Here is a 12,408-nt window from a genome sequence, read left to right on the forward strand (position 1 = left end):
TCCGGGCTTTTCTGTTTCTGTCGCATACCATCACTGGCTGTTTGCTGTTGGTGCCAGAGTCGCCCACGCGCTCATCACAGAGTTGAACACCTCCGCCCCCGTCGTCCCCTTCTCCAGCGTGATCAGGGCGCGCCGGCCGTTGCGGTAGGTGATCGGGATATCGATCCAGTCGCGGCTCTTCAGGAGCTCCGCATTGCGTGTGATCGCATCCGGGAAATCGTTCAGCGCGATCATGTGGAAATCCTCGGTGATCTTGGCGGGAACCGCGATCAGAGGATCACCGCGATCCTGCTCCGTCTGCTTCATGGCCACGCGCTGGACGCTGTCGATGTTACCGCCCTCGAAATTCGGCGGCAGCGCAAAGACGATCTCGACGAGGTGGCTCGCCGGAAGAGACTTGTCGGCATTGCGCCGGATGGTCAGCTGTGCCGTCAAGCCGTTCGAGGGAGCGTTGACTTGCGCACGGATCACAGGCTCCGGCTTGGCATCGCCGCCGGGCGACTCCTCAGCCTTCGACCAGACCACGGTCCCATCGATTGCCGTCGGCGCGGACTGGCCGAGCCGCTCTTCATAAAGGAACATCTTCTGCGAAACGCCGACCGGCGGCTGTTCGGCGGTAGTCGTAGTCTGCGCCGTTCCGGTTGGCGCCACCCCAGCCGCAGCACCAGCCGTAGCCTGGCCGGCCGCAGCTTCGGTTGTTGCGCCCGTGACGGGCGTTCCGACATTCGCAGCGCCGTCAGTCGCCGTTGCAGTTCCGCCCGCAGCCGGAATACCGGTTGCCGTGCCGATCGTTTCGGCAGACGCTACCTCGGTCGTCTGCTCTGCCACGGACTTCCCTTCCTCCGCCGTGGCATCGCCCGCCACGACAGCCGGGCCATCGTCTGACTCCGTACCGTCGGGAAGCAGGCGCTGCGTGAACTTTGTCTTGCCGCTCTCGGCCGAAGCAACCCGCGTCCCCGCCGCCTCGCCTTGACCGTTGCCCGTAGCAACTGCACCGGCATCGCCGTTCGTGCCGCCCGTATCACCGGCAGGGGTTGCTGCGGGAGCGACAAGATCGGCGATCATCCCGTCGACGGTATCGCGGTTGAGCCAATAGGCAGCTCCCGCGCCGCCGATGACGGCGAGTGCCGCTACCGTTGCGCCGATCTTGGCAAAGCTGATTTTGCGCTTGCGCGGCTCGGCCCGGAACGGCCGCTGTCCGTTACGCACTGCCGTCTCGGTCGCGCCGGCGGCCCCTAGTGCATCAGCCGATGCCGCCGGTGTCGCAGCAGCATTCGAACTCGGCTGGTACCCGATCAGGTCCTCGAGATCGCTCCAGGCGTTGTCCTTTGCCTTCTTCTGCTCTGGCGCCGGCGCGCCGGTCGTTGCCTCCTCAGGCCAGCTCCATTCCGGTGCGGTCTCCGCGGCAACCTCATGCGGCGCGACATCCCGCGTTTGCTCTTCTCGGGCGATCACCTCATGGGCTGTCACTTCGTCCGGCTCGGCGTCCGCCGGTTCGTCGCTCCATTCCCACGGCATCGCCTTCGCCGTCGCCGGCGCCTCAGCGGCAGCTTCGGGCGGGGTCACACTCTCAATAGCGTGAACATCGTGGGCCGCGGCAGGCTCACCGTAGTGGGATGCGGTAGCCTGCTCGGCAAAGGCCGTGTGATCGTTGGCAGGATCCTCGACTGGCTCCAGGCCAATGTAAGACGGCCCCTGGTCGTGATCGGCAGCAGCCGCCGCGTCCGGATGGGCCGTTTCGTCATGCGCGGGAGCAACAGCAGGAGGCAGTTCCGCCGCCTCCGGTGTCCAATGCTGCTGCACCTCTGGCTCGGGCTCTGTCGGCTCAGACGCCACCGGCGCGGACTCGATGACGTCCTGAACCGGCTCTGGAACAGCCGTGGGCTCCTGCATCACCTCCCTTTCGGGAACCTCGGATGCAGTAACATGCTCCGGTGGCGGTTCGAGTACCTGAACCGGTTCGGGAACCGGGGGCGTCTTGACCACGGCCGGAGCGCTTTCCTCGACGGAAACTTTCTCTGCCGGCAGCGCCTCGGCATGCTCGCCCTCGACTTCGGAGATGGCGTTTTCGAGCTTGTCGAGCTGACGCTGCACCAGTTCGTCCGACGGACGCGGGTTCATCGCCTCGAGTTGCCGACGCACGGCGCCGCGAGCCTTGTCATAGACCTTGACCCGCATATCCGGAGAATTGTCCGTGAGGCCATCAACGGCCCTACGAATGACTGCTACAAAATCCGCCATAAGAACTTTCTCGTGATCTCCGGCCTTTCGTTGTGCGAATCCAGTCCGGAACAGGTGTCAAATCAAATCTTAGTCCTCGAAGGGATCGGTCACAAGTATGGTGTCTTCGCGCTCGGGGCTGGTCGAAAGCAACGCTACCGGCGCCCCGATCAGTTCTTCGACCTGGCGGACATACTTGATCGCCTGTGCCGGGAGGTCGGCCCATTTGCGAGCGCCGACGGTCGATTCCTTCCAGCCCTCCAGCGTGATGTACTTCGGTACGACGCGTGCCTGCTGGCCCTGGCTCGCCGGCAGATGGTCGATCTCCTGGCCATCAAGCGTGTAACCGACGCAGATTTTCAGTTCGTCCAGGCCGTCGAGCACATCGAGCTTGGTGAGCGCGATGCCGGTGATGCCGTTGGTGGCGACCGACTGGCGCACGAGTGCCGCGTCGAACCAGCCGCAGCGGCGCTTGCGGCCGGTGACAGTGCCGAATTCGCGCCCCTTCTCGCCGAGGAACTGACCGATCTCGTCGGTCAACTCGGTCGGGAACGGACCTTCGCCGACACGGGTCGTGTAGGCCTTGGTGATGCCGAGGATATAGCCGAGCGCGCCCGGCCCCATGCCAGAGCCGGCAGCGGCCTGTCCTGCAACCGTGTTGGAGGAGGTGACATAGGGATAGGTGCCGTGGTCGATATCAAGGAGCGAGCCCTGTGCGCCTTCGAACAGAATACGCGCGCCGCTGCGGCGCTCCTTGTCCAGCATCAGCCAGACGGTGTCGCGGAAGGGCAGCACGCGATCGGCGACCGAGGTCAGTTCCTGCATGATCGTCTCGTGGCTGATCTCCTGCTCGCCGAGACCGCGGCGAAGAGCGTTGTGGTGCGTCAGCAGTCGCTCGACCTTGGCCGAAAGCGTTTCGAGATCGGCGAGATCCATAACGCGGATCGCGCGGCGGCCAACCTTGTCCTCATAGGCCGGGCCGATACCGCGACGCGTCGTGCCAATCTTGATGCCGCCGTTGCTGTTGGCGGCCGCGTCCTCACGGATGCCGTCGAGTTCGCGGTGCAGCGAGAGGATCAGCGTCGCGTTGTCAGCAATGCGCAGGTTGTCGGGCGTAATCGTGACGCCCTGGCCGGCCAGCTTGTCGATTTCGGCGCAAAGGGCATGCGGATCGATGACGACGCCGTTGCCGATCACGGCCATCTTGCCGGGGCGCACGACGCCCGAAGGCAGCAGCGAAAGCTTGTAGCTGGTCCCGTCAATGACCAGGGTATGGCCGGCATTGTGACCGCCCTGGAAACGCACGACGATATCGGCGCGCTCCGAGAGCCAATCGACAATCTTGCCCTTGCCTTCATCGCCCCATTGGGACCCGATCACCACGACATTGGTCATTTCGTCTTTCCTGCTTCTTGCGCGCTTGCTCGCACGCACTTTACAAACCCGCGCATCTATACTGTGTAGTTTTTCCGAAAGCGACCCTGTTATGCGGATGCAACCTGCTTTTTGCGTGGCGGAATCGGCAAATAGGACCTATCTCTGCGCCCGCCTTACCATCCACAACTGCGACGAGCTCCTCGGAAAACGCCTTGACCAGCAAAGCCTATCTCTATCTCTGCGTAACCGCGCTCTTCTGGGGCGCCAATTCCGTCGCCGGCAAGCTCGCGGTCGGCCATGTCAGTCCCATGATGCTGACGACACTCCGCTGGTTAATCGCTCTTTGCGTCATTCTTGCGTTCATGATGCCGCAGGTCAGGCGCGACTGGCAGAAAATCAAGGCGCACTGGCTTCAGCTTTTACTCTATGGCGCATTCGGCTTCACACTGTTCAACGCCCTTCTCTACTCGGCGCTGAAACATACGAGCGCCATCAATGCCGTGATCGAGCAGGCGGGCATACCCATGCTCATCTTCGTCTTCAATTTCGTCCTCTTTCGCATACCCGCCTTACCCGCCCAGATCGTCGGCTTCTCCGTCACGCTGATCGGCGTGCTGGTGACTGCAGCGCACGGCGACTTGACCTCCCTGATGGAGCTGGAGTTCAATTTTGGCGACATGCTCATGATGTTTGCCTGCATCGTCTACGCCGCCTACACCGTATCGCTGCGCTGGAAACCGGTGATGCACTGGCAGAGCTTCATCGCCGCCCCCGTGTTCGGCGCGCTGGTCAGCTCGCTACCATTGCTGTGGTGGGAGGCCAGCATCGGGCAGATGATCGTGCCTGATACGACAGGCTGGATCATCGTTCTCTATGCCGCGATCTTTCCCTCGCTGATGTCGCAAGTTCTGTGGGTGCGCGGCGTCGAAATGATCGGCCCGAACCGCGCCGGCCTGTTCATCAACGCGATCCCCGTCTTCGGCACGCTTCTTTCCGTCCTGCTCATCGGCGAGACCATGCAGATGTTCCATCTCGTGGCGATGTTCCTCGTGCTCGGCGGCATTGCCATCGCGGAATGGGGTCGGCCGAAGCAGAACTGACGACGCTTGCGATCGGTGGTGACCTCTGACATCCGACCTTTGCCGCTGCAGCAAAACTCATTCCCCGATCTGCGGCATGCCGTCATGGTCCCTCGCGCGCTAGACTACGCGGCGGACAAAGGAGACCTCCCATGACGAACTACCGCGAAACGATTGCGCTCAGCCACAAGGGTGCGATGGCGATGCTGTCGGCGGCCGTGAGCCACGCCGAGAAGATCGCTGTGCCGCAATGCATCTTCCTGGTCGACGCCAGCGGCGAGACAATCGCCAGCATCAGGATGGACGGCGCGAAGTATCTGAGCATGCACACCGCCCGGTCCAAGGCCCGCACCGCCGCCTCCATCAACAACCCCACCGGCGCTATGCCAGTCGAGTTCGGCGTCGCCGCCGGTATCGCGTCGCAGGGCGGCGTCACCCACCTCCCCGGCGGACTGCCGATTCGCTTTAGCGGCAAACTCGCGGGCGCAATCGGCGTCGGATCAGGCACCGGCGACCAGGATTTCGAGGTCGCCCGCGCGGCCCTCAGCGCCGTTGGCGCCGACCCCGTCTGATCTTCAAACTCCCCGTCGACTGACCGTCGCCGGGGAGCCCCAGGCGGCGCACGACCGCATTGCTAACGGGCTTCTTCTTGCTAATCCGCAAATTAGGGAGTTTGCGTTTAAGCAAAACTTAGACTTTTGCTGGTCATTACGCACTGTTCCTTGGAGTGCTATGCGTCGATGTAGACGTGCGAAGGCAGCTCTAAAAATCTTGATTTTGCGCGCAATGCCACCCCGAAAGCCAGATGCGGCCTTCGGGAATGCACACGCTGCTTTCCGCGAGGGCTGAAACTTGAAAAACCTCAAGATATCGACACGCATCTACCTGCTGACCGCCTTGGCGCTCTTCTTCATGGCCGCGGCGATGACCTACAAGACGATGGACGCCAATGAGGAAATCTCCGAAGAGCGCCGCGCCATGCTGCAGAACGTGACCGCGATGGCGATCTCCGTCATCGCCGGCTACGAAGAACAGGAAAAAAGGGGCGAACTCACGCGCGAGGAAGCCCAGAAATATGCCATCGCCAACGTCATGGCCATGCGCTTCGGCGAAGGCGGCTATTTCTTTATCAATAGCTTCGACGGCATCATGGTCGGCCACCCGCTGAACAAGGCTCTGGTAGGAACCGACATTACGGGTCTGAAGGACTATAACGGCAAGGCCTTCAACACCGAACTGATCCAGCTCGCCCAGAACCCCGGCCGCGGCTTTGTCGACTACTACTGGGACAAGCCCGGCCAGTCCGAACCGGTCGAAAAGTTCTCCTACATTCAGGGTTTCAAGCCTTGGGGCTGGGGTGTGGGCACGGGCGTCTATGCAGACGACTTGGCAGCGCAGGCACAATCGACTCTGATCGTCACCGTCACCATCACCGTGCTGGCCGGACTGGCAACACTGGCGGCGGCTCTTGCCATCGGCCGCTCGATCAGCCTGCCGATCAACCGGCTGAAGGATGTGATGCTCGAGGTTTCCAAGAACGAGACCCGCTCCGAGGTACCGGACACCGGACGCAAGGATGAAATCGGCGACATGGCCGAAGCGCTGGTGATGCTGCGCAACTCCGTCATCGAACGCAACCAGCTCGAAATCAGCCAGCGCCAGCAGCAGCAGGTTATCGATGACGAGCGCACTGCCTCTGCCGAGCATCAGGCCGCCGTATCCCGCAGCCAGGCTCATGTCGTCGGCCAGATCGGCACAGCCCTTGAAAAGCTCGCCAGTGGCGATCTGACCTTCCACGTCGGCGATCTTGGGCCCGAATACGAAAAGCTCCGCCGCGACTTCAATGGCGCAGTAGATGCCCTGAAGTCGACGATCACCGCTATTGCCGACTCCACCAGCGTCGTCAACAGCAGCGCTGCCGAAATCAACAAGGCCGGCAGCCAATTGTCGCAGCGCACCGAGCAGCAAGCCGCCTCGCTGGAAGAAACCGCCGCTGCCCTCGACGAGATCACGTCCGCGGTGCAGAACTCGACGGTCCGCGCCGAGGAAGCCAAGCGAATGGTCGCTGAGGCCCGCAAGGGCGCATCCGCCTCGAGCGAGGTCGTCCGCAATGCAATCGACGCCATGGGCCGGATCGAGAGTTCGTCCTCCAAGATCGGCGAGATCATCGGCGTGATCGACGACATCGCCTTCCAGACGAACCTGCTGGCGCTCAATGCGGGCGTCGAGGCGGCGCGCGCCGGCGATGCGGGCAAGGGGTTCGCCGTCGTTGCACAGGAAGTGCGCGAACTCGCCCAGCGCTCGGCCAACGCCGCAAAGGAGATCAAGGCTTTGATCAACACCTCCACCACCGAGGTCTCCGCAGGCGTCGATCTTGTGGAAGCGACCGGCACCGCACTGTCCGATATCGAGCGCCGCGTCAACGAGATCAATGATCGCATCGTCGCAATTGCGACTGCCGCCCAGGAACAGTCCGTCGGCCTTCGCGAGATCAACACCGCCATCAACCAGATGGACCAGATGACCCAGCAGAACGCGGCGATGGTGGAGGAAACCTCCGCAGCCAGTCAGACGCTTGCCGGCGAGAGTGCCCAACTCGCGACCCGCATTGCCCAGTTCCAGCTGGAAAACGGTCAACAGCAGAGCTATGCCGTCCGTCGCGCCGCTTAAAGTAGATCCGCACCTCGCAAACGAGCCCGTCCGGCACCGCCGGGCGGGCTTTGCTTTTGATGCGCCAATGCGCCTCGATGGCCGCCAGTTCCATTTCCCGCGATGTTGCGCCATTCTGCCAAACAAAGCAGCAGATGGTGAGCGAGCATGAATTTGACAGCCTGGGTTGTCAGCGAACCGAAGATCGGTACCTTGTCGCAATGCGTCGCCGTCGCTCGCCACTTCGATCAGAACCCGATCGAAAAGACGTTCATCGCCGGGAGAGGCTTTCGCAGGATATTCGATCCTCCGCTCTTTCGGCGTTCGGAACGCGAGCCGAGCCTCATCATCTCATGCGGATTTCGTTCCGAGAAGCGGGTCATGAAGATGAAGGCAGCCTATCGCGGCAGGCCGCTTACGGTTCACCTCCAGGAGCCAATACTCGATGGCTACGGCATGGTTTTTGTGTCACGCCACGACTGGAAGCCCGAATTTGACGGACGACATGACTACTTTCAAATGCTTGGCGTACCGCACCGCTTTACCGCAGAGTTCTGGCAGGAACGGCGACAGGCAGCACGACAGGCGTATGCACCCGATGGCGAAAAAGTGGTTGCCGTGTTCGTTGGCGGGTCGAATGGCGCCTATGAGTACGATGCGGCATCGCACGCTTCAATCGGAGCGGCTGTAAGCGAGCTGGTACGCCACGGCTGGAAGGTGCTGATATCCGTGTCACGCCGTTCCAGCGATGAGACCTTGCAGGCGGTCAACAGGCTTCGTTCGAAAAGCGTGGTCGTTTGGGACAGGGTTAGCCCAAATCCCTACCTGGATTTCGTGTCCGCTGCAGATGCATTTCTGATCGCGAAGGATTCGATCACGATGCCATGCGAGGCACTCTCCACCGGTCGCCCCGTCTTTGCGCTCGATCTCACCCCGACGCCTGGGGAGCGGCTCGAGAAGTTCGAATGGTATCACCGTGACCTGCAGGAAACCCTGCAATTGACTCGGCCGTTTAGAGGCGACGTGACGCCATATGAATACACCCCGCCTTGCGAGACCGAGCGGATAGCGGGCATCGTCAAGGCACACCTTCAGCCCACACACGTCGAAGCGCTGTAGCGCGGTCGGCCGCCACCCCATTCACGCTCACCAGACAAAAAAGAGGCCCGCCCGGTTTCCCGGGCAGGCCCTCTTCTCGTCATGCTTGGGAGGAGACGATATCAGTCGACGTTGAAGGTCAGCTGCTTGGCCTGGCGGATCGCCGGATGGGCGGTGAGCTTGGCAAGCACATCGTCGCCGATTTCGCCGTCGACATAGAGAAGCGCAATCGCGTCGCCGCCTTCCTTCTCGCGGCCGAGCTGGAAGTTGGCGATGTTGACCTTGGCGTCGCCTAGCGTCGTGCCGATGAAGCCGATCATGCCGGGAACGTCGGTGTTGGTGATGTAGACCATGTGGGTGCCGACATCGGCGTCGAGGTTGATGCCCTTGATCTGTATGAAGCGCGGCTTGCCGTCGGAGAAGACGGTGCCGGCGATCGAGCGCGTCTGGTTGGCCGTCTTCACCGTCAGCTTGATGTAACCGTCGAAGACGCCCGACTTGTCGCGCTTGACCTCGGAGAGGATGATCCCCTTCTCCTTGATCATGATCGGCGCCGAGACCATGTTGACATCGGCGACCTGCGGACGGATCAGGCCGGCGAGCACAGCGCTGGTCAGCGCCTTGGTGTTCATCGTCGCGGTCTGGCCATCATAGAGGATCTCGATTTCCTTGATCGCGCTTTCGGTGACCTGGCCGACGAAGGCGCCAAGCACGTCCGCAAGGCGGATGAACGGCTTCAGGATCGGGGCTTCCTCGGCAGTGATCGAGGGCATGTTGATCGCGTTGGAGACCGCACCCTTGACGAGGTAGTCCGACATCTGCTCGGCCACCTGGAGAGCGACGTTCTCCTGGGCTTCCGTCGTCGAAGCGCCGAGGTGCGGCGTGCAGACGACGTTCGGCAGACCGAACAGCGGGCTCTCGGTGGCAGGCTCGACCGCGAATACGTCGAAGCCGGCGCCGGCGACATGACCGGACTTGATGGCCTCGGCGAGTGCTGCCTCATCAACCAGTCCGCCACGGGCGCAGTTGATGATGCGCACGCCCTTCTTGGTCTTCGCCAGGTTTTCCTTGCCGAGAATGCCGCGCGTCTTGTCGGTCATCGGTACGTGCAGCGTGATGAAATCCGCCTTTGCGAGCAGTTCGTCGAGGTCGACCTTGGTGACGCCCATCTCCTCGGCGCGCTCCTTCGACAGGAACGGGTCAAAGGCCAGAACGTGCATGCCGAGGCCGATCGCCTTCTTGCAGACGATGCCGCCGATATTGCCGGCACCGATGACGCCGAGCGTCTTGCCGGTGATCTCGACACCCATGAACTTCGACTTTTCCCACTTGCCGGCCTGCGTGGAAACATCGGCGGCCGGTAGCTGGCGGGCAACGGCGAACATCAGGGCGATCGCGTGCTCGGCTGTCGTGATCGAGTTGCCGAACGGCGTGTTCATGACGATGATGCCGCGGCGCGAGGCGGCCGGGATGTCGACGTTGTCGACGCCGATGCCGGCGCGGCCGATGACCTTGAGGTTGGTCGCCGCCGCGATCAGCTTTTCCGTCGCCTTGGTGGCGGAGCGGATGGCGAGACCGTCATAGTTGCCGATGATCTCGGCGAGCTTTTCCTTGTCCTTGCCAAGCTGTGGCTGGAAATCGACTTCGACGCCGCGGTCGCGGAAGATCTGGACGGCGGTTTCCGACAGTTCATCGGATACGAGTACGCGAGGTGCCATGAAAGGCCTCCTTCATTCGTGCAATAGGATTTTGAGATCGGGGTGACCTCGCCCGAAGGCGGGGCCGGTCGCGCAATCAGGCCGCAGCCTTGGAAAGCGATGCCTTCTGGGTCTCGTAGGCCCAAGTCAGCCAGGGCAGAAGTGCCTGGATGTCGGCGGTGTCGATCGTGGCACCCGCCCAGATGCGAAGGCCGGAGGGCGCATCGCGATAGGCGCCGATATCATAGGCAACGCCTTCCTTCTCGAGGAGAGCTACGATGCCCTTGGCAAACGCGGCCTGCGCGTCGGCGTCGAGTGCCAGCACGTCCTTGTCGGCAATCGTCAGGCAGACGGAGGTGTTGGAACGGGTTTCCGGTACCTTGGCAAGGTTGGCGATCCAGTCGTTGTTCTCGACGAAGTCGAAGATCGCCTCGGCGTTGGCATCGGCCCGCGCCATCAGCGCCTTGAGGCCGCCAATCTGCTTAGCCCAGAGAAGCGCATCGATATAGTCTTCGACGCAAAGCATCGACGGCGTGTTGATCGTCTCGCCCTGGAAGATGCCCTCGATCAGCTTGCCGCCCTTGGTCATGCGGAAGATTTTTGGCAGCGGCCAGGCAGGAACGTAGGATTCCAGACGCTCGACGGCACGCGGAGAAAGGATCAGAACGCCATGCGCGCCCTCGCCTCCCAGCACCTTCTGCCAGGAGAAGGTGACAACGTCGAGCTTGGCGAAATCGAGGTTCTGGGCGAACGCAGCCGAAGTCGCATCGCAGATCGTCAGGCCCTGGCGATCAGCCGGGATGAAGTCGGCATTTGGCACGCGCACGCCAGACGTCGTGCCGTTCCAGGTGAAGACCACATCGCGGTCGAAATCGACGGCGGAAAGGTCGGGAAGTTCGCCATAGGCGGCTTCGAATTTGCGGACGTCGGCGAGCTTGAGCTGCTTGACCACATCGGTGACCCAGCCGGCGCCGAAGCTTTCCCAGGCGAGCATGTCGACGCCGCGCGCCCCGAGCAGCGACCACAAAGCCATTTCGACGGCGCCGGTGTCGGATGCGGGCACGATGCCGATGCGGTAATCGGCCGGAACTTCCAGAACTTCGCGGGTGAGATCGATGGCCTGCTTAAGTTTCGTTTTGCCGACCTTTGCGCGGTGCGAACGACCGAGCGGAGCATCAGCGAGCGCTTCGAGCGACCAACCGGGGCGCTTCGAGCAGGGGCCAGAAGAAAAATGGGTATTGTTCGGACGGATGTCCGGCGGTGTGACGGTCTTCGTCATGATGGCTATCCTCTCAGATAGAAAGCCCTTCGTTGGGGAAGGGTGTCCCGCCGCCGGAAATATGGGAGGGTGCTATCCAAGTCAAGCCGATAATGTCGCGCGAAGGAAAATTCTCGCCGCAAATGGAAGCGGCGCGAGAACCATCCCGCGCCGCGCAATCATCGGTTTAGATTGGCGTTACCAGGTCGTGACGCGGATACCGGCGCGGATCTCGTGCCGCTGGAAGCCCTCGTCATGGGCGTCCGTGCCCGACGCGCCCAGATCCTTTTCAGTGCCGTTGTAGCCGAACATCTTGCCGCCATCGACATCCGAGTAACGATAGCCGACGTCGAGCTTGATGCGGTTTGTCAGGTCATAGGAGGCGCCGGCCATAAGCGCGTAGGTAAAGCGCCAGCTCTCTTCGCCCGGGTTGCGTGTCGTGACGCAACTGACATCGTCGCACGTCACCGTTTTCGCGTCGTCCCACTGAATATTGGTCGAACCGACGCCTGCACCGACATATGGCGTGAAGCCGGCATAGGTGCCTAGGTCGACATAGCCATTCGCCATCACGCTGATGGCGTCGAACCCGGTATCATGGGTGAGATCGCAGCTTCCTCCACCGACCGGGCAGTTGCTGTCGATCTGCGACTCGCCTTCGACGCTTGAGTTGAAGAAATCCACTGTCAGGTCGGTGCGTAAGTAGTTGTTGAACTGGTAACCCATGCCGAAGCCATAGGAAAAGGTGTCGGAAAAGTCCGTGTCATCGACGCTGTTCGACTGCAGGTCATCGAATGAGTCGAAGTAGTGGTACCGCGGCTCGCCGCCGTCGATCCAGCCGGAATAGCCAAGGTCGCCGCGGATGTACCAGCCCTGAGCAACGGCGATCGTTCCCATATCGACTTCCGGTGCCTGGACCACCGGATAAAGCTCACCGCCCGCTTGAGCGCCAGTTGCCGACAGGCCGGCGACCAAAGCGGCACCGAGAATTGTCTTTCGCACGATCATGTCTCGCCCCCACGCGACGGCC

9 protein-coding genes are annotated in these 12,408 nt (G+C 62.0%); 4 read left to right on the forward strand and 5 right to left on the reverse strand.

Annotated elements, in window-relative coordinates; all coding sequences use genetic code 11:
• Nucleotides 1-30: 30 nt before the first annotated feature.
• Together IB238_RS12305 and IB238_RS12310 are read right to left on the reverse strand one after the other, a co-directional pair.
• Entirely contained in the window at nucleotides 31-2,241 is a 2,211-nt protein-coding gene (locus IB238_RS12305; RefSeq protein ID WP_192246581.1) for a hypothetical protein, read from the reverse strand.
• Nucleotides 2,242-2,310: 69 nt separating this feature from the next.
• Nucleotides 2,311-3,615, reverse strand: a complete 1,305-nt coding sequence (locus IB238_RS12310; protein WP_192246583.1) for an adenylosuccinate synthase — start codon at nucleotides 3,613-3,615, stop codon at nucleotides 2,311-2,313.
• 194 nt (nucleotides 3,616-3,809) lie between these two features.
• Here IB238_RS12310 and IB238_RS12315 point away from each other — a divergent pair, with 194 nt between their 5' ends.
• The 4 genes from IB238_RS12315 to IB238_RS12330 all read left to right on the forward strand — a co-directional run bounded on the left by IB238_RS12315 (nucleotide 3,810) and on the right by IB238_RS12330 (nucleotide 8,444).
• Complete coding sequence (locus IB238_RS12315) at nucleotides 3,810-4,697, forward strand: DMT family transporter (protein ID WP_192246585.1); 888 nt, start codon at nucleotides 3,810-3,812, stop codon at nucleotides 4,695-4,697.
• A gap of 131 nt (nucleotides 4,698-4,828) precedes the next feature.
• Complete coding sequence (locus tag IB238_RS12320; protein WP_192246587.1) at nucleotides 4,829-5,248, forward strand: heme-binding protein; 420 nt, start codon at nucleotides 4,829-4,831, stop codon at nucleotides 5,246-5,248.
• 280 nt (nucleotides 5,249-5,528) lie between these two features.
• Nucleotides 5,529-7,346 (forward strand): methyl-accepting chemotaxis protein, encoded by a 1,818-nt coding sequence (locus IB238_RS12325; RefSeq protein ID WP_192246589.1) that lies wholly within the window; start codon nucleotides 5,529-5,531, stop codon nucleotides 7,344-7,346.
• A 147-nt stretch (nucleotides 7,347-7,493) separates the two neighbouring features.
• Nucleotides 7,494-8,444, forward strand: coding sequence for an ELM1/GtrOC1 family putative glycosyltransferase (locus IB238_RS12330; protein WP_192246591.1), 951 nt, complete (start codon nucleotides 7,494-7,496; stop codon nucleotides 8,442-8,444).
• Between the two features lie 101 nt (nucleotides 8,445-8,545).
• Here IB238_RS12330 and serA read toward each other — a convergent pair whose 3' ends face one another.
• From serA to IB238_RS12345, 3 genes are all read right to left on the reverse strand, one after another.
• Entirely contained in the window at nucleotides 8,546-10,141 is a 1,596-nt protein-coding gene (serA, locus tag IB238_RS12335) for a phosphoglycerate dehydrogenase (RefSeq protein WP_192246593.1), read from the reverse strand.
• A 76-nt stretch (nucleotides 10,142-10,217) separates the two neighbouring features.
• Nucleotides 10,218-11,399 carry a phosphoserine transaminase gene (locus IB238_RS12340; protein WP_192246595.1) on the reverse strand — a complete coding sequence of 394 codons (1,182 nt, stop codon included), beginning with the start codon at nucleotides 11,397-11,399 and terminating at the stop codon, nucleotides 10,218-10,220.
• Nucleotides 11,400-11,576: 177 nt separating this feature from the next.
• Entirely contained in the window at nucleotides 11,577-12,386 is an 810-nt protein-coding gene (locus tag IB238_RS12345; RefSeq protein ID WP_192246597.1) for an outer membrane protein, read from the reverse strand.
• Nucleotides 12,387-12,408: the final 22 nt, after the last annotated feature.

It is taken from the genome of Rhizobium sp. ARZ01 (genome assembly GCF_014851675.1).
Lineage (GTDB): Bacteria > Pseudomonadota > Alphaproteobacteria > Rhizobiales > Rhizobiaceae > Mycoplana.